The organism is Rhizobium sp. R339 (genome assembly GCF_002211395.1).
Taxonomy (GTDB): Bacteria; Pseudomonadota; Alphaproteobacteria; order Rhizobiales; family Rhizobiaceae; genus Rhizobium.
On the sequence record NZ_LOKV01000012.1, the window covers coordinates 110558 to 127823 of the forward strand.

Sequence of the window (17266 nt, forward strand, 5' to 3'; positions counted from 1 at the left end):
AAAAATAATCACCTTATGTTGACAAGGCTTTCTTCGCTCCATAGGTTCCGCGCGCATCTGTGACGTAGGGACCAAGCAATGGCGCGTGTTTTTTTGAATGTTTCTAATAATGTATCGCGATTTTATAGAGATACCCTATTTGCCACCACGGCGATTGTTCTGACCGGCATTGCAGCATCGCCGGCTTCCGCCCAGAGCGCCACCACCGGCGACACGGCGACGGCGTTGGAACCAATCGTCATTCAAGGTGCATCCTCTGATAGCAAGACCGACCGGACGTCGGTGACCGCCAAGAACAGCGCCGGTGCGACCAAGATCAGCACGCCGCTGGTCGAGACCCCGCGCTCGGTCTCGGTCACCACCGAGAAGGAAATCGAGCAGCGCGGCGCACAGACGGTCATCGAGGCGGTGCGTTATACGGCCGGCGTGACGACGGGAACGAGCGGCTTCGACCCGCGTTTCGACCAGATCTACATTCGCGGCTACAACGCCACGACGGTTGGCGACTATCGCGACGGATTGCGCCAGCCCTACATCAATTACGGCATGTTCCGCACCGAGCCCTATCAGCTGCAGCGCGTCGAAGTGATCAAGGGACCGGTTTCCGTTCTTTACGGTTCCGGTTCGCCGGGCGGCCTCGTGAACAAAATATCGAAGCTTCCGACCGACGAGCCGATCCGCGAAGTCGGCATTATCTACGGCACCAAGGACCGGGTGCAGGGAATGTTCGATTTCGGCGGGCCGATCAGTGAGGGCAACGACGATTTTCTCTATCGCATCGTTGGTGTTGCCCGCAACGGCGACACCAATTTCGATATTGCCGACGACCGCTATTTGCTTGCGCCGTCCTTCACCTGGAAGCCTGACGAAGGCACGACTTTCACGGTTTATGGTCTGGCGCAGTCCGACGAGATCGACGCCAATGTCGGCGCGATCACGACCTTGGACGGCCGGATTCTCGATCTCAGGGCGAGCGATCCGGATTACGATCACCAGAAGGTCAAGCAGCAGCAGGTCGGCTATCAGTTCGAGCATGAATTCGACAACGGCCTGACCTTCCGGCAGAACCTGCGTTATTCGCATCTCGATCTGGAGTCTCGCTATCTGGGTGTTACCAGCTGGACCGGGACCGTCGCGCATCGCGGCACAAATGCGATCCGGGACGAAATGAACGTTTTCCAGGTCGATAACCAGCTCGAGGCGAAGTTCGATACAGGCCCGCTTGCGCATACGATGCTGTTCGGGCTCGACTATACCAATCTCCAGTCGAGCTTTGGCTACGGCGTCGGAGCCGCAGATCCGGCATTCGACTTCGATATCGCCAATCCGACCTATGGAGTCTCGGGCGCCACGCCGGATTATAATTTCTTGGCGTCCGATGCCGACATGCGGCAGCTCGGCATTTACGTCATGGACCAGATCGAGGCCGGAAACTGGCGCTTCAACCTCGGCGGCCGGCAGACCTGGGTGAATCAGACGCGAGATTCGACCTTGCCCACGGTCAGCTCGGAGGACGTCGACAAGAATGCCTTCTCCGTACAGGCCGGCGCTCTTTACCTCTTCGACAACGGCATCGCGCCCTTTGCTTCCTACGCTACCTCCTTCGATCCGGTCACCAACCGGTCGGCATCCAACACTATTCTTCCGCCGTCGAAGGGCGAGCAATTCGAACTCGGCGTGAAGTACCAGCCGCCCGGTTCCGACATCCTGCTCTCGGCTGTCGCCTATCATATCGTCGAGAAAAACAAGCCGAGGCTCGCCGACCCGCTGACCTTCGCCTACGACTCCCAGGGCGAGGTGACGGGAAAGGGCATCGAGCTTGAAGCCCGCGCGGCAATCGCCGACGGTCTCGATATTATTGCCGCCTATACCTACAACGACTCTGAGGTAACCGGGGGCAACAACGTCGGAAATACTCCCGCCCTCACCCCGACCCATGTCGCGAGCCTTTGGGCGAATTATACCTTCCAGGAAAGCAATCCCTTCAACGGCCTGTCGATGGGCGCCGGTGTGCGCTACATCGGCGAGACTTGGACGGATGTCGCCAACACCTCGAAGAATTCTGCAACTTTCTATGTCGACGCCGCCCTCGCCTATGATTTCGGGGCCGTCGACAAAAAATATGAAGGACTGACGGCAGCCTTCAACATCCGCAACATCGGTGATGAGCGTGAAACGGTCTGCGAAGAGGGCTTCTGCTACCTCGGCCAGGGCCGCAACATGACCGGCACCCTGAAGTATCGGTGGTAGCACCATGGCGGCAGAGATGAACGGGGCGGTCTCGCGCCCTTCGATCGCCGATCATCCTGTCGCCCACCAGGCCGTCGATCTCGACGGCCTGGTGGGCGATGGCCCGTTCGCCTATTGCCGCGGCAAGCTGCTTGCATCTCCGCCGCCGGCCGGGATTGTCATTCCCTGCAGGGACCTTGGCGACCGGGACGTGTTTGACGGCATCATCGCGCGCTATTCCGAAAAATTCCCGGGCAGCGACCGCCGCGCGATCGTCTCCATGTGGACGCTCTATTATTTCAGCATGCTGACGATCGCGCCGAGCGTCCATATGTTCGTGAACCGCATCGCCCTGCCGATGGAAATCGACCGGCTTTCGCTCGTCTGCAATGCCGAGACGGGCGAACCGGAAGCATTCGTGATGTCTGATCGGCCGGAGCTTGCGACAGATCCGGCTGCTGAGCTTCACCGGCTGATGCTCGGCCATGCCGAACCGGTCATCGCGGCGATCGCGGCCAATGCCGGCGTTGCGCCGAAGCTTCTGTGGAACAACGCCGCCGCCTATCTTTCCTGGATCCTCAAAGAGATCGCTCATCGCCACGAGCCCGCTCTCGTCGAGGGCGGTCTGGCGCTGCTGAATGATGCTGAGTGGCCGGGCGGCGGGCGCAACCCGATGTTTGGCATGATCCGCATGGCGCGCCAGCAATGCGGGCTGGAATTCGCCCGCCGCAAGGTCTGCTGCCTGCGCTACAACCTGCCGGGCGTCGGCGGCTGCGGCGAAGCCTGTCCGCTGCCGGACGGGCGGCATTGATCTTCCCGACCTCGGTCTAAATGATTGCCGGTTGCCTCATCCGGCTGCCGCCACCGACCAGGATCGAGCCACGGGTCTCGACCATAAGTCCGCTTGAGACGCCGATTGCCGACCATCCTTCACGCCCGCCGGCGCAGAACGAACATCAGCATCGGGGCGCCGACTAGAGCCGAAATCAAGCCCGCAGGGACCTGGTAGGGAAAGGCGATCATACGGCCGGCCCAGTCGGCGATGACGAGCAGGGTCGCGCCGATCAGCGCAGCGGCGAGCAGCTGGGTCGAGGGACGGTGAAGGCCGAGGCCGTGGGCAAGGTGCGGCGCCATCAGGCCGATGAAGCTCAAGGGGCCGACGACGAGCGTGGCGGCGGCCGTCATGATCGCCGAGAGGCCGAACAGGATCGCGCGCGTGGGAACGATCCTCAGGCCGAGTTCGCTTGCGGCCTCCGGCCCAAGTTGCAATAGCGCCAGCCATCTGCTGGCGAGAAAGGCCGCGATGAGACAGGCGAGCGCAATCAGCATGGCGCTGGCCGCAACGTTGTTATCAACGAAATAGGTCGAGCCCGCCATCCAGCGGATCAGCGCCAGGCCGCGCGGATCGCCGCTTGCCGCGAGAACGCCGATCCCGGCGTCGAGGATCGCGCCGAAGGCGATGCCGGCGAGCAGCACACGGTTTGGGCCGAAGCCCGAACGGGCGCTCAACAGGAAGATCAGTAGCAGCACGGCCAGCGCGCCGCCGCCGGCAAAGGCAAGCTGGATGGTCAGCCCCGGTGCGGCGAAGGCGAACATGGCGGCGGCGACGCCGAGCGTTGCTCCCGCCGAAACGCCGAGCACTTCGGGACTTGCCATTTCGTTTCCGGTCAGCCGCTGCAGGATCAGCCCTGTCACGCCGAGAACGGTTCCGGCCCCGAAGGCGGCGGCAACGCGCGGTAGGCGAAGGGGAAGGATTTGGTCCCATGCGGCGGCCGGCAGCCAGGCCCAGCTTCCGTCCGGCGCGCGGCCGAAGAACACCGCGGCCGTTGCCAAAGCGGCAACCGCGAGGAGCAGCAGGACAAGCGATGTGGTTCTGCTGCCGACTGCAACCTTTGGCGAAGCCATGCCGGGCAGCGTGCGGGTAGCGGTGGCAAGGCGTGGCAGAAGCGCGATCAGGATCGGGCCGCCGAGCAAGGCGGTCACCGCCCCGGTCGGCACGAAATCGCCAGGCGCGAGAAGCTTGATCGCCTCATCGGTCAAAAGAAGAAGGCCGGCGCCGGCAATGGGAGACCAGATCAAGTGGCTGACGACGCGCCTTGCGCCGGCCAGCCGGACGATCTGCGGGGCGACCAGCCCGATGAAGCCGATGACGCCGACGGCGCTGGTGACGAGGGCGCTGAGCGCGATCGCGATCGCCAGGATGATGCCGCGCGCCCATTTGATCGGCAGGCCGAGGCTCGTCGAGCCGGCATCACCGAGCTGGCTCAGCGCCAACGGCCTCGCGGCGAGAAAGGCGAGAGCGGCGAGCAGGGCGACTTTCGGCAGCAGCGATATCGGGATCGCCCAGCTTTGCTGCGAGAGCGATCCGGCGCCCCAGATGAAGATCCCGGAGAGATATTGCTCGTTCATCAAGATCAGGATGGCGGCTGCGGCCCCGCACCAGAGACCGATGATCATGCCCGACAGGATGAGGGAAAAGGGCGAGAAGCCGTGCCGGGCGCTGATCGAGAAGATCGCGAAGGCGGCAGCGGCACTTCCGGCAAGCGCGACCGCGTCGCGGCCCCATCCCGTCAGCGACGGGAAGGCGAGCATGACGGAGACCAGCGCCAGATTGGCCCCGGCCGAAACGCCAAGCGTTGTCGGCGAAGCGAGCGGATTGCGCAGCACCTGCTGCAGGATCGTGCCCGACAACGCGAGGGCCGCGCCGGTGATCAGGGCTGTGGCCATGCGCGGAAGCGTCGAATAGAGAAGGAGAAGGTGCTGGGCGTCGTATCCGCCTGATGTCTCCAGATGCGGCAGCGCCGGCAGCAGGTCGAGGAGAGCCAGGCCGAGGCCCGAAAACAGCAGCAGCGCCGCGAGGGCGGGCGCGCCAAAGCCGGGAATTTGCGCTTTCATCAGGCGGCAGTCTCCAGAACATCGACCATCAAGGTCGAAAAGCGCAGCGCTTCCTGGACCATTCCAAACATCAAAACGCCTGGAACGACCGAGATCCGCTGCCGCCGGACGAAAGGAAGGCTGGTCCAGAGCGGGCTTTCGGAAAGCCGGGTCAGGACATCTGGCGGAAGCAGCGGCGAAACGACGACGAGATGCGCTTCTTCATCGAGCTCGGCGAGCTGTTCCAGCCCGATCGTCTGAAATCCCCAATAGCTCGCCTCGCCTTTCCAGGCGTTCTCGAGACCGATCCGGCGCATGGCGCCGCCGTAAAGTCCCGGGCCGCCATAGATGCGCGCATGCCTCTGGTCGATGAAATTGATGACGGCGACCGGCGGCGCCGACAGGCTTTTTATCCGGTCGCGCAGCCGATCGAACGTGGCGTCGGCGCGAGCGAGAAATGCTTCCGCTTCCTGACGTCGCCCGATCATGGTGCCGAGACGCAGCGTTTCGGCGTAGGAGCGGCCGAACGCCTCGCCGTTCTCGGCATAGACGGTGAAGGTCTCCACCGGCGCGATCCGGGACAGTTTCTCATCCATGGCTGCAAGAAAGGGTGTGCTGAGGATGAGCGATGGCCGGAGGCTTGTCAGGACTTCGAGATTGATCTCGGCGGTGGTGCCGATATCGACAACGCCAGAGGGCATCGCCGGCTCGACCACCCATTCCGGCCAGTTCCTCAAGGAAGCGATGGCGCGCGGCACGCTGCCGAGTGCCAGCATCGTCGATGCCAGCCCATAATCGAGCGAAACAACGCCGCCGTCACCGGCCTGTGTGATGGCGGGAGCGCCGGTCATTGCCAAAGCGCCAAGAAGGAAGTCTCGTCGTCTCAAAGCGCGGTCCTGCCCGGCTGCGTCTCCGTGAGCGGCTTGACCATGAACAGACACGGATGATCCTCGTGCCAGAGTTTCGGAAAGACCTCGGCCTTGACGAAGCCGGTCCGGTCATAGAAACGCCGCGTCGCCTCGAATTGCGGTTCGTCGCGGCCGCGTGGCGCAAGCGTCTTGACCGTCAGTAGCCGGGCGCCCGATTCATGGGCGAAGCGTTCGGCCGCGTCGACGAGATGACGCCCGGCGCCGCGGCCGTGATAGTCGGGCCGGGTCGCGATCAGCGCAATCTCGACGGCATCAGGCAGATGCGGCTTCAGCGCGATCATGGCGGTGACGACATCCGCTTCGACATAGCCGAACACCGGCAGTTCCTCGACCGCCCGGGCGCTTGCCTCGATGACTTCGGGTTCCGAAAACCAGTCGGGCAAAGCCCCCATGATCGATCGGCAGAGCTCCGCCTTGCCGGTCAGAATCTCGACTGTCCGTCCCATTTTTTCTCGCCTCCGCTCGGTCGATTTAAACTTGACTCCTGTTATCACCTTAAATTAGACACTGCAATCACATCGTGTACCTTTGTTCAAAAAGGAACACCGAGGCCGAACCGACCAGCAACGACAGAGCCTGATTTTCCATTTGTAAAAAGGGTACAGGACAATGCGAGCATCGCATCGTGATGTGAACGGAAATGCCGTGGTCAACGCCATGATCGAAAACAAGGAAAAGCTCCTGAAGACGATTGAAAGCGTTGTCAAATCAAGATCATATTCTGAGGATATATTTCAGGATGGCGTCATCAAAGCTTACGGGGTCAATATCGAGGGCGTCCGTTGCCCGATCGGCTATGCCTTCCGGATGGTCTATAACCTCGCACTCGACGAGAGCCGCCGGCGCCGCCAGCAGATGAACAACTATAGGTCGATAGACCAGGTTCAGGAGATCACGGCGCCCATCCCCACCGTGCTCGACCAGTTGGTCGCCGCTGAAACCCTGCGCGACGTGCTTGCCTCGCTCGAGGCGCTGCCGAAGCGCACCAACGACGCCTTCATCCGCCATCGCCTGAACGGCGTGCCGCAGAAGGATATCGCGGCCGAGCTCGGCGTCTCCCGAACGCTCGTCAATTTCATGATCAAGGCGGCGGAGCAGCATTGCCATCTGGCAATGGCCGAGCCTGCCCGCCCCGATCACGAACGGCCGCGGGATATTACCGCTTCGCGGCGTGCAGCGCCTGCTGCAAATCGTTCCACAGCAATTCCGGCTCTTCCAGCCCAACGGCGAAACGGATCGTCTGCTCGCTCACGCCGAACCGGATGAAGGTGGTCATCCGATCGGGGATCTGCAGCGCAACCTTGGCCGGAACCACCAGCGTTTCCGGCCCTCCCCAGCTGACGCCGAGGCGGATCTCGCGAAGCGCGTTGACGAAGCGCGCGACATCGATATCGGGCGTGAGGTCGAAGGCGAAAAGCCCGGCATAACCCGAGAGCGTCGCCCGGCCGGGATGATCCTGAAAGGCCGGGTGGCGGACACGCGCGATGCCGGGATGCTGCTTCAGCCGGTCGGCGAGCAGAAGCCCGCTGCGCTCATGCTCCTTGAGGCGCACCCGCAGCGTGCGCATGCCGCGCAGCAGCAGCCAGGCCTCGAAGGGCGCGAGCTTGGCGCCGATATAAGGGTAGGATGTCGAGTTGATCTTCGCGATCGCCTCCTTCGTACCGACGACGACGCCGGCGACCGTATCGCTATGGCCGCCGAGATATTTCGAGGCGGCGTGGATGACGATATCGACGCCATGCTGGATCGGCTTCTGGAAAAGCGGCGTCGCCCAGCTATTGTCGATGATGGTCGTCACGCCGGCTTCTTTCGCCATGGCCGAAAGGGCGACGATGTCCTGAAGCTCGAAGATGAAGGAAGACGGGTTTTCGAGATAGAGCAGCTTGGCGCCCGGCAGCGCCTTGCGCACCTCGTCATGATCGGAGGGATCGACGAAATCGACGGTGACGCCGAGCCTGCCGAGCAGCTTCACCAGAAGGCGGTAGACGTCATTATAGAGGTGACGGACCGCAACGACCCGGTCGCCCGCTTCCACCAGGCTGAGAATGGTCGCGGTGATGGCGGCCGTTCCGCTGGAGAAGGCGCGCCCGTCTTCGGCACCCTCCAGGCGGGCGACCAGCAGCTCGAATTCGCGGACGGTCGGATTGTCGCCGCGCGAATAGATGAAGTTGCGCGTCCGGCCGGCGAATACATCCTCCATCGCCTCGTAGCTGTCATAGGTGAAGAGCGACGTCTGGAAGATCGGCGGCGAGACGGCGTTGAAGGCGGCCGGCTCGACCGGCGTGAAGAGATCGTCGGCGGCCGCATGGGCGCCAAGGTCGCGGGGGCTGAACGACTGGTTCATGATAATCCTCTCATGGACAAAAGCTGGGATGGGGGCGGAGAGCGGTCAGATCGTTAGCCGAGCGCTGCCGAAGCGCGGCGAGCGATCTCGCCAGGCAGAAACATGACAGTAGGCCGGTCAGCGCCGAGGCCAGGAACATGGCGGCGAGCAGGCCGGAGAAGCCGAAGAAGGGCGGCAGCAGCGCGAGCAGCGGAAAGAGAAGATATCCGTTCTGTGCCAGGCCGACGGCAAGGGCGGCTTTCGGCCTGCCCTGCGCCTGGAAGAGGATTAGCACGGTTTGCCGGAGGCCGAACAGCAGGAAGGGAAGGTGGGTTGCGACGATCGCCTGGCCGGCGATCGAAAGCACGGCGGCTTCGTCGGTGAAAAACGCGGCAAGACGTTCGGAAAAGATGATCGCTGCCAGCCCGTAGACGCCGCCGACCGCGCTCGTGACAACTGAGAGCATGCGGGCTGCCGCCAGCACGCGCGATATATCCCCGCGCCCCCAGGCAAAGCTCAGGATGGACTGCGCCCCGAGCGAAATGCCGATGACCGGCAATGCGCCGACCGCAAGCAGCCGCAAGGCAATGCCGACGCCGGCGATGCCGTCTTCACCGTGATAGGTGCCGGCGACCGACAACATCAAGGCAATCGCACCTGCTGTCGCAAGGCTCGTCAGCGTCGTCGGCGCACCCACCGCAAGCACCGGCTTGAGATGCCTGATATCGGCGAACCGCCAGGAGAACGTCAGCCGAATCGTCCCGAGACGTCTCGCGTGATAGGCGCCGTAGATCGAGAGCGCCACGAGCTGGGAGAGGATGGTTGCCATCGCCACGCCCTGCAGGCCGAGGCCGAAGCCGAAGATCATGATCGGGTCGAGGATGATGTTCAGGGCGAAGCAGGCGACGAGCGTCCACATGCTGAAGCGGGCATTGCCCTCGGCGATCGCCAGGAAATCGAGAATGATCTGCGCCATCGTCAGCGGTATCGAGATCGCGATGATGAGGAGATAATGCTGCGCCAGCGGCTCGATCGCTGATGTGGCGCCGAACAGCAGGGCAGAGGGAAAGGCGACGATCGCAACCGCGCTTGCCGCGCCGAAGGCGACGCCGGCGGCAAGGCTGACCGAGGCAAGGGTGCTCGCCCGCGACCGGTCGCCGGCGCCGAGCGCGCGTCCGACCTCGGTCGCCACACCGACGCCGATGCCTTCGCCGAAAGCAGCGACGAGCATGAGGACCGGCAGCACGATCATGATGGCGGCGATCTGGTCTTCGCCGATCATGCCGACGAAGACCATGTTGATCGTGTGATGCGCGGCATTGATCGACAGGCCGAACATGGCGGGCAGCCCGAGCCGCAGCAGCAGCCTGAACAGCTGCGGGCTGGCAAGATCTTCCGGCGCAAGCCGCCGTTTCCGCAGGCTGCTGCTCATTTCGCTCATGTCGTTCATGATGCGGGCACCCAGAGATGATCGCCGAAGAAGCGCTCGCGGCTCAGCATGACGAGCAGTGCCCGCTTATGCGGAAAATCGAAATGCTTGATCTTGGCGAAGCCCGAGCGGTCGAGATTGCGGATCTGCTGCTCGTGGCTGGCGCGCGGCTCGCCGACGATGCGCTGCGTGCGGGGATCGTCGAGGAAGATGAAATGCATCAGCGAGGGAAGCCAGGCGCTGATCCATTTCTTGCCGCGATAATCCGGCTCGCCGATCGCGACATGCCAGCCGCGATCGTAATCGTCGGCATCGTAGAACGGACCGAGCCGGTTCTCCTTCGCCCAGTAGACCTCGAAATAGCCGAAGGGAATGTCGGCGAAACTGCCGATCAGCGGCAGCACATGCGGATCGGCGATCCGTTCTTCCAGGATCTCACGGTGTTTTTCGAGCGAGCCCGCATCCTCCCAGATCGTGTTGACCTGCTCGTCGTTCATCCAGCGGTGGAAGGCGGCAAGATCGGTCTTGGGATCGGCCACCCGGAAGCTGATGTCCCGCTCCAGCCAGGGAATGAATCGCTGGTAGACGGTGCCCTTCGGCTTTGCCGGCCGGCGCGGATGATAGCGGCCGGCGGTCATCTCTTGCACGGGCGGCAGCGGATAGGCGAGTTGCGGCAGCCATAGCGACGGCCATTGCCACAGGATCGCGGAATCGAGCTTTCCCGCGCTCGAAATATGCGGCGGTAAGCTCGCCTGATGCCCCTCGAAACGGACCGACTTGACCGACCGATCCTCCGCCGTCACCGCTTCGGCCGCCGCCATCAGAAGCTCCGCCGATTGCGTGGGATCACCGTGGTAGAAGGTGATTGTTGCGACGCCGGCCTCGGCCTCATAGGCGGCTTCGTGGTGCCCGTGCGCGGTCTTCAGGTGGACGATATTCGGGGCGAGCCTGATGTAGCTCCGCGACTGCAGAGCCCGCCTCTGTTTGGCGGCGTCGAAATCCATGATGTTCTCCTTGATCGGCAGGACTTTTGACGCTGCGAGCATGAAGCCCACTCCTGTGCCGATTTGGTAGAATGACGATCCATCTCCGGCCCGATTTAGGGTTTGATGAAGAAAAAAATTCTCATCATTTTTCTAAACCGCGGTCATCAGGATCCGTCATTTGCGCATGACGTCAATCTCTGCAGGAGCTTCGAATGGACAATCTTGAGCCCCGCGACGATCTCTGGATCGTCGTCATCGACACCGAGCGCCACTACTCGGTCTGGCCGCAGGACAAGCGGATTCCGGTGTGCTGGGAGGCCGAGGGCTTTGCCGGTTCGCGCCAGGAATGCCTGGCCCATATCTGCGACGTGTGGACCGATCCCCGCCCGCTCTCCCTGCGCTCGGCGATGGCCGGCGATGCGCGTCTCTGAAAACCTCTGGATGGCAAGATGAACAAGCAGATCACCAATTTCGCCGATGCCCGCCCGACCGACACAGTGGACGCCGTCTTCGAGAGTTTTCCGCTGACCATCGCGCAGAAGCGCATCTGGTCGCTGGAGCAGATCGGCAATTACACCGTCTTTCCCGACCAGGTCATCGGGCTGCGGCTGAGTGCCGCGATCGACATCGAGACGATTGCCGGCGCCTGCCGGGCGCTCGTGGCGCAAAACCCGTCGCTCGCCTCCCGTTTCCGCCGGCTGGCGGGCGGCCGGATCGAGCAATATCGCGGCGCATCGAGCGCAGTGCCGGTCGAAATCCTCGGCACGGACGGCGCGGCTCTTTCCGAGCCGGATGCCTTGGCCGCACGGAAAGCCTTCCGCGACAAGCGCTTCGATCTCTTGGAAGGCCCCGGTGCGCGCATCCAGATCATCCGGCTTGCCGATGGGCAATCGCTGCTAACGATCGTGCTGCATCCGATCATCTGCGACGACCGCGAAAAATCCGTTCTTGCCGGCTCGCTGGCCCGCACTCTCGATGGCGAACCGGCCGGCGACGTGCAGCCGGTGGAAATCTCGGCCGGAACGCGGGAGGCCGATTGGCTGGAGACGGATGAGGCGCGGCAAGCGCTTGCCTATTGGCGCGATACGATCGGTTTGGACTATGCCGGCTCGACCTTCCCGACCCGCTTCAACAGCGGCGGACTGGCAGGCGTGGCGCGCGCCGAGCATCGGTTTTCGATCGAGCCCGACCTCTGGGGCAAACTCGAACGGCATGCGAGAGGCAAGGGCATTCAGATCGAGCGGGTGTTGCACGCCGCCTTCTGCGCTCTGCTGGCACGCTACAGCGGCAACTACGCCCTGCTGACCGGCCTGCTCGTCGCGCGGCCGCGCACAGAACATCTCGCCAGCCGCGGCCGCGCCGAACAGGTTCTTCCCCTCGTGCTTTCGCTGACCTCCAGGCAATCGCTCGACGACGTCGTCGCGGCGATCTCGTCGGTGACGCAAGAGGGGCTTGCCCGCCTCGTGCCGCTGGAGCGCATCACGCAGGAGCTGGTCGTCGACGAGGCCTCCGCGCAAGAAGCCGTGGTCAAGGCCCTGTTCGAATTCCGCGAACCCTATCCCGTTCCAAAGCAGGCGACGAACCTGGAGCCGTCAGGCGCACGTGCCGACAGCGAGCTTTCCCTGGTGATCGAGGCGCGTGCCGACGGCGCCGCATACGGGCTGATCGACTATGCCGGGGATCTCTATGACGGCGCCCTAATCGCGCGTGTCGCCAGGCATTTTTGCCTGGTGCTGGAGCAGATCGTCGCTGAGCCGGATCTCAGGATCAAGGATATCGAACTCATGGGCAGCGACGAGCTCGACTGGCTGTCTGCGCCCTATGAGGATGACGTCGTCAACGACGACCGGCCGGTGCACGAGCTGATTTCGGCCCATTCGCGCCGCACGCCCGACAAAACAGCAATCGTCTATGGCGACGAGGAGTGGAGCCATGGCTGGCTGGAGGCGAGCACCAACCGCCTCGGGCATCGGCTGCGGCAGCTCGGCGTTCGCGCCGAAGTGACGGTCGCCATCTTCATCAAGCGTTCGCCGGAGGCGATCGTCGGCATCCTCGCGACCTTGAAGGCCGGCGGCGCCTATATTCCGGTCGAGCCAGACCATCCGCCGGTGCGCAACCATCACATCCTGCGCGATGGCGACGTCAAGATCGTGCTCACCCATAGCTGGCTGCGCCATCGCCTGCCGGAAGAACTCGACGCGACCGTCCTCGAACTCGACAAGCTCGATCTCGACGGCGAGCCGGATACGCCGCTCTATGTTCCGACGCACAAGGACCAGCTCGCCTATGTCATGTACACCTCGGGCTCGACGGGATTGCCGAAGGGTGTCGCCGTCGAGCACGGGCCGCTGACCCACCATCTGCAAAATACCTCGCGCGTCTATGGCATGAGCTCGGAATCCCGCGAGCTGCCCTTCCTGCCTTTCAGTTCGGACGGCGGCCATGAGCGATGGATGAACCCGCTGATGGAAGGCGGCAGCATCATTCTTCCCGACCAGCCGCTCTGGACACCGGAAGAGACGCTGACGGCGATGCGCAAGCACGGCGCCAACAATGCCAGCATCCCCACAACCTATCTGCAGCAGCTGGCGGAATGGGCTGATATCACCGACGGCGCGCCGCCGATGCGGCTTTACTCCTTCGGCGGCGAGGGGCTGGCACAATCGACCTTCGACCTCCTGTCGCGGGCGCTGAAATCGGAATGGCTGATCAACGGCTATGGTCCCACGGAAACGATCATGACGCCGATGGTCTGGAAGGTGAGGGCCGGCACGAAGTTCCAGGGCGTCTACGCCCCGCTCGGCCGCGCCGTCGGGCTCCGGCGCGTCTATGTGCTCGACCCCGACCTCAATCTGTGCCCGATCGGCGTGACCGGCGAGCTTTATATCGGCGGCGAGGGCATTGCGCGGGGTTATCTCGGCAAGCCGGATACGACGGCGGACCGCTTCATCCCCGATCCGTTTTCGCAAGAGGGCGGCCGGCTTTACCGCTCCGGCGACCTCACGCGCTGGCGCGAAGACGGAACCGTCGAATTCGTCGGCCGCGTCGACCATCAGGTGAAGCTGCGCGGCTACCGCATCGAGCTCGGCGAGATCGAAGCGGCGCTGCTCCAGCAGCCGGGCGTCGGCGAAGCCCTGGTCGTGCTGCGCGACGACGATGCCGGCGAGAAAGCGCTGGTCGCCTATGTCGTTCCGAAGAAGGACGAGAGGCTCGATGTCGAGACTGTTCGATCCGGCCTCGAACGCAGCCTGCCCTCCTACATGGTGCCGGCGGCCGTGGTCGAACTCGAAAAGATGCCGACCAATCCGAATAGCAAGCTCGACCGCTTCGCGCTGCCGGCGCCCCAGCCGGTCAAGCGCGCCATCATCGAGCCGGCGACCGCGCTGGAAGAAGAGGTGCTGGATGTCTGGCGTCAGGTTCTCAAGCTGGAAGCGATCAGCGTCGAGGATAATTTCTTCGCCATCGGCGGCAATTCGCTGGGCGCGATCCGCATCCTCACGCAGCTCAGGCAGCGCCGGCCGAAGGTTCCGCTGACCGTCGCCGATATCTTCAACAACCCCAACATTCGCGCCTTTGCCGGCGTGATGGAGCAGGGGGAGGAGCGCGATCTCTCCGAGGTGATCGTGCTGCGCGCCTCCGGCGCCAAGCCGCGGCTCTATTGCTTCCCGGGGCTTCTGGTCAGCACACGCGAATATGTGAAGCTCGTCGATTATCTCGGCGCCGACCAGCCGGCGACCGGCTTCATTTGCCATTCGCTGTCGGAAAAGAAGGAAGTCGGCGCGCCGATCGAAGAGATCATCGAGAGCTATGTCGATTACATCAGGACGCATAGCGGAGGCGCGCCCTGCTATTTCCTCGGCTGGTCCTGGGGCGGGCTTCTCGCCTACGAGGCTGCCCGCACCCTCGGCAACGAAGTCGATGTCAGGATGATGGCGATGGTCGACGTTTGCGATCTCGGCTCGGAATTCGCGATCGGCGCCAAGCCTCGCTTCCGGCCCGGCGAGCGCGATGCGCTGCATCGCGATGTGCAGGCATGGCTGCAGAAGACGGCGATGCGTCCCGAATGGGACCGGCTGCTTTCGACGATGGACGCAGATACCTACGAGCAGTTCCTGCGCTTCGTCGGCGACGAGAAGGATCCGCTTCCGACCGACGGGCCTGACATCAGCAGCCGCGAGCATACGTTCTGGGTGCTGATCGACAACGCCCTGATCTTCCGCAAGCATCGGCTCGTTCCCCACGATGTGCCGATCTATCCCTGGGCGGCCGACGACAGCCTCAACCGCGGCCTCAACCTGATCGACTGGCGCCGCCTGTCGCCGCGGGCGCGCGCGGCCGAAATCATCACCGGCACCAACCATCTGCACATGATCGGGTCTCCCGCCTTCCATTCAAGGCTTGCCCTGCGTCTCAAGGAAACAGAGAAGGATAACGCATGACCGTCGCTTTTACCCGCAGGGATGCCCTCAACGAGCCGCTCGATCTTGCCGGCATCGGCATCGGTCCCTCCAATCTGAGCCTTGCCTGCCTGCTGGAATCCGTGCCCGAGATCCGCAGCCGCTTCTTCGAGCGGCGCGGCACGTTCGACTGGCATCCCGGCATGATGATGCCCGGCGTCGAGCTGCAATCATCCTTCCTGAAGGACCTCGTCACCCCGGTCCTGCCGACGAGCCGATGGTCGTTCGTCTCCTATCTGGTGGCGCATAAGAGGCTCTACGCCTTCCTGAACGCCAATTACGACGCCGTGCCCCGGCAGGAATTCGCGCGCTATCTCGCCTGGGTCGCCAATGGCGTCGACGGCTTGCGTTACGGAACTGATATTCGCGACGTGGAGCACCGCGACGACCGTTTCGTCCTGCGCTTCGACAACGGCCAGGAAGAAGCGAAGAACCTGGTGATCGGCACGGGGTCTTCGCCCTTCGTGCCGGATTGGGCGAAACCCTTCCTTGGGCCAGATTGCTTCCACAACAGCGAGGCCAAAGCGCGCCTCAAGGATCTTCGCGCCGCCCGCATCGTCGTGGTCGGCGGCGGCCAGAGCGGCGGCGAGGTGGTCGAGGCGCTGCTTGGCAATCCCGATGAGATGAAGGAGCTGACCTGGATCAGCCGGCGCCACAATTTCGAGCCGATCAACGACACGCCGTTTTCGAACCAGGTCTTCTCGCCGGAATATGTGCAGGCCTATCTGAAGCTCAGCGGCGAGCAGAAGCAGGCGGCGCTGAAGAACTCGATCCTGACCAGCGACGGCCTGTCGATTTCGACGATCCACTCGATCTACCGCCGCCTCTACGCGCTGCGCTACCTCGATCAGAGCACGCTCACCGCATCCCTGTCGCCGAATCGCGACGTGATCCAGATGGAGCGGAACGGCAATGCCTATCGACTGATCGTCCGCAACCATTTCGACGGCGGGATCGAGGTGCTGCATGCCGATGCGGTGGTGCTGGCAACCGGCTACCGGTTCCGTTTGCCGGATGCGCTCGGCTCGCTCAGCGAAAGGATCAGCCTCGACAGAAACGGCTATCCCACCTTGAACGACGACTACACGATGCAGTGGACGGGCCCGAGGACCAACCGGCTATTCGCGCAGAATGCCGGCCGATACTCGCACGGCATCGCCGACTCGCAGCTCAGCCTGATGGCCTGGCGCAGTGCAAGCATCGTCAATGCGCTTCTCGGCCGACAGCATTTCGACGCCGAACCCGACAATGCGCAGCTGGTCTGGGCGACGGAGGCCGCTTCCGCCATGCCGCATCAGCTGCGCGCCGGCTATTCGGACGGCCTGCTCTCGTCCTGAAACATCCGGAGATGAATGCCGGGGGCGCCGGATTGGGAGCGGACGGCCAGCGCGACGACGTGCTGGCTGCCGCTTTCGAGCAGAAGGTGATGCCATTGCCGGTCGGGTTCGCCGCTCTGAACCAGGACCGGGATGCCGTCCTGCCAGGAAAAGGCGACGCTGCGGGCATCCCCGCGCAAGCCCACCCCGAGCGCCTTGAGATGGCTCTCCTTGAGTGTCCAAAGGGCAACGGCCGCACGCGGCCGTTCGCCCGCAGGCATTTGATCGAGCCAGCGCCGTTCGTCCGGACTGCAATAGCTCTCCAGTGCCGCTGCTTCGATTTCGGCATCGGCGCGTTCGCAGTCGATCCCGACGCGCTCGTATTCTGACGTGACCGCGACCGCCACCAGCCCGTCGGCATTGGAAAGGCTGAACTGCAGCCTGTCGCGGCCCTCGACCGTCAGCTTGCCGTACGCATCCGCCAGCAACACGACCTTGTCAGGCTGCGTTTCGGTATGCGCGCTCAGCAGTTGCCGCAGCAGATAGCGGCCGGCGATGAACGAGGTCCGGTCGCGTTCGAAGCGATAGGTCGCGGCGCGCTCCCGCTCGTTCGGTGAAAGCGACCGCAGCCAGCGCTCCCCATCGCTCCCGTTCTTCGGATATTGCCAGAGCACGACATCGATGGCGGCCGCTTGATTGTCTGATTGCTGCATCAGGCCAGTA

13 protein-coding genes are annotated in these 17266 nt (G+C 63.4%); 6 read left to right on the forward strand and 7 right to left on the reverse strand.

Annotation, left to right across the window (positions count from 1 at the left end):
* Positions 1–78: 78 nt before the first annotated feature.
* Both ATY76_RS14795 and fhuF read left to right on the forward strand, forming a co-directional pair.
* The gene (locus ATY76_RS14795; protein WP_088675502.1) at positions 79–2250 is read left to right on the forward strand and encodes a TonB-dependent siderophore receptor; all 2172 of its coding nucleotides are present in this window, start codon (positions 79–81) and stop codon (positions 2248–2250) included.
* A gap of 4 nt (positions 2251–2254) precedes the next feature.
* Entirely contained in the window at positions 2255–3040 is a 786-nt protein-coding gene (gene fhuF / locus ATY76_RS14800) for a siderophore-iron reductase FhuF (protein ID WP_088675503.1), read from the forward strand.
* 119 nt (positions 3041–3159) lie between these two features.
* On the opposite strand, the gene fhuB is transcribed toward fhuF, so the two are convergent.
* From fhuB to ATY76_RS14815, 3 genes are read right to left on the reverse strand one after another with little or no spacing between them, the layout of a single operon-like run.
* Positions 3160–5124 (reverse strand): Fe(3+)-hydroxamate ABC transporter permease FhuB, encoded by a 1965-nt coding sequence (gene fhuB, locus ATY76_RS14805; RefSeq protein ID WP_088675504.1) that lies wholly within the window; start codon positions 5122–5124, stop codon positions 3160–3162.
* Positions 5124–5954 (reverse strand): iron-siderophore ABC transporter substrate-binding protein, encoded by an 831-nt coding sequence (locus ATY76_RS14810; RefSeq protein ID WP_088675505.1) that lies wholly within the window; start codon positions 5952–5954, stop codon positions 5124–5126. Before ATY76_RS14810 ends, fhuB begins: the two co-directional genes overlap by 1 nt.
* Before the next feature lie 32 nt (positions 5955–5986).
* On the reverse strand, positions 5987–6478 hold the full coding sequence (locus ATY76_RS14815) for a GNAT family N-acetyltransferase (RefSeq protein WP_088675506.1): 492 nt from the start codon (positions 6476–6478) through the stop codon (positions 5987–5989).
* A 163-nt stretch (positions 6479–6641) separates the two neighbouring features.
* On the opposite strand from ATY76_RS14815, the gene ATY76_RS14820 reads away from it, so the two are divergent.
* On the forward strand, positions 6642–7298 hold the full coding sequence (locus tag ATY76_RS14820; RefSeq protein WP_088675507.1) for a sigma-70 family RNA polymerase sigma factor: 657 nt from the start codon (positions 6642–6644) through the stop codon (positions 7296–7298).
* On the opposite strand, the gene ATY76_RS14825 is transcribed toward ATY76_RS14820, so the two are convergent.
* Genes ATY76_RS14825 through ATY76_RS14835 form a run of 3 tightly spaced genes read right to left on the reverse strand, consistent with a single transcriptional unit; the run spans position 7189 to position 10788 of the window.
* The gene (locus ATY76_RS14825) at positions 7189–8376 is read right to left on the reverse strand and encodes a PLP-dependent transferase (protein ID WP_088675508.1); all 1188 of its coding nucleotides are present in this window, start codon (positions 8374–8376) and stop codon (positions 7189–7191) included. The genes ATY76_RS14820 and ATY76_RS14825 overlap by 110 nt on opposite strands.
* A gap of 10 nt (positions 8377–8386) precedes the next feature.
* Complete coding sequence (locus ATY76_RS14830; protein ID WP_088675509.1) at positions 8387–9805, reverse strand: MATE family efflux transporter; 1419 nt, start codon at positions 9803–9805, stop codon at positions 8387–8389.
* Complete coding sequence (locus ATY76_RS14835) at positions 9802–10788, reverse strand: GNAT family N-acetyltransferase (RefSeq protein WP_190233679.1); 987 nt, start codon at positions 10786–10788, stop codon at positions 9802–9804. The genes ATY76_RS14830 and ATY76_RS14835 overlap by 4 nt, the downstream gene beginning before the upstream one ends.
* Before the next feature lie 194 nt (positions 10789–10982).
* Here ATY76_RS14835 and ATY76_RS14840 point away from each other — a divergent pair, with 194 nt between their 5' ends.
* The 3 genes from ATY76_RS14840 to ATY76_RS14850 are packed head-to-tail and all read left to right on the forward strand — an operon-like array spanning position 10983 to position 16564.
* Positions 10983–11201 (forward strand): MbtH family NRPS accessory protein, encoded by a 219-nt coding sequence (locus ATY76_RS14840; protein ID WP_088675510.1) that lies wholly within the window; start codon positions 10983–10985, stop codon positions 11199–11201.
* A gap of 18 nt (positions 11202–11219) precedes the next feature.
* A complete protein-coding gene (locus ATY76_RS14845; RefSeq protein WP_088675511.1) occupies positions 11220–15209 on the forward strand; it encodes a non-ribosomal peptide synthetase in 3990 nt (1329 codons plus the stop codon).
* Positions 15206–16564: a SidA/IucD/PvdA family monooxygenase gene (locus ATY76_RS14850; protein WP_088675512.1), complete on the forward strand. Its 1359-nt coding sequence runs from the start codon at positions 15206–15208 to the stop codon at positions 16562–16564. The genes ATY76_RS14845 and ATY76_RS14850 overlap by 4 nt, the downstream gene beginning before the upstream one ends.
* Here the strand turns inward: ATY76_RS14850 and ATY76_RS14855 are convergent.
* Complete coding sequence (locus tag ATY76_RS14855; RefSeq protein ID WP_088675513.1) at positions 16537–17256, reverse strand: 4'-phosphopantetheinyl transferase superfamily protein; 720 nt, start codon at positions 17254–17256, stop codon at positions 16537–16539. The genes ATY76_RS14850 and ATY76_RS14855 overlap by 28 nt on opposite strands.
* Between the last annotated feature and the right edge of the window lie 10 nt (positions 17257–17266).

What these genes read in the sequence shown, in the direction of transcription:
- ATY76_RS14795 (WP_088675502.1), top strand. Translation starts at nt 79, where the DNA reads ATGGCGCGTGTTTTTTTGAATGTTTCTAATAATGTATCGCGATTTTAT.
- fhuF (WP_088675503.1), top strand. Translation starts at nt 2,255, where the DNA reads ATGGCGGCAGAGATGAACGGGGCGGTCTCGCGCCCTTCGATCGCCGAT.
- fhuB (WP_088675504.1), bottom strand. Translation starts at nt 5,124, where the DNA reads ATGAAAGCGCAAATTCCCGGCTTTGGCGCGCCCGCCCTCGCGGCGCTG.
- ATY76_RS14810 (WP_088675505.1), bottom strand. Translation starts at nt 5,954, where the DNA reads ATGACCGGCGCTCCCGCCATCACACAGGCCGGTGACGGCGGCGTTGTT.
- ATY76_RS14815 (WP_088675506.1), bottom strand. Translation starts at nt 6,478, where the DNA reads ATGGGACGGACAGTCGAGATTCTGACCGGCAAGGCGGAGCTCTGCCGA.
- ATY76_RS14820 (WP_088675507.1), top strand. Translation starts at nt 6,642, where the DNA reads ATGCGAGCATCGCATCGTGATGTGAACGGAAATGCCGTGGTCAACGCC.
- ATY76_RS14825 (WP_088675508.1), bottom strand. Translation starts at nt 8,376, where the DNA reads ATGAACCAGTCGTTCAGCCCCCGCGACCTTGGCGCCCATGCGGCCGCC.
- ATY76_RS14830 (WP_088675509.1), bottom strand. Translation starts at nt 9,805, where the DNA reads ATGAACGACATGAGCGAAATGAGCAGCAGCCTGCGGAAACGGCGGCTT.
- ATY76_RS14835 (WP_190233679.1), bottom strand. Translation starts at nt 10,788, where the DNA reads ATGGATTTCGACGCCGCCAAACAGAGGCGGGCTCTGCAGTCGCGGAGC.
- ATY76_RS14840 (WP_088675510.1), top strand. Translation starts at nt 10,983, where the DNA reads ATGGACAATCTTGAGCCCCGCGACGATCTCTGGATCGTCGTCATCGAC.
- ATY76_RS14845 (WP_088675511.1), top strand. Translation starts at nt 11,220, where the DNA reads ATGAACAAGCAGATCACCAATTTCGCCGATGCCCGCCCGACCGACACA.
- ATY76_RS14850 (WP_088675512.1), top strand. Translation starts at nt 15,206, where the DNA reads ATGACCGTCGCTTTTACCCGCAGGGATGCCCTCAACGAGCCGCTCGAT.
- ATY76_RS14855 (WP_088675513.1), bottom strand. Translation starts at nt 17,256, where the DNA reads ATGCAGCAATCAGACAATCAAGCGGCCGCCATCGATGTCGTGCTCTGG.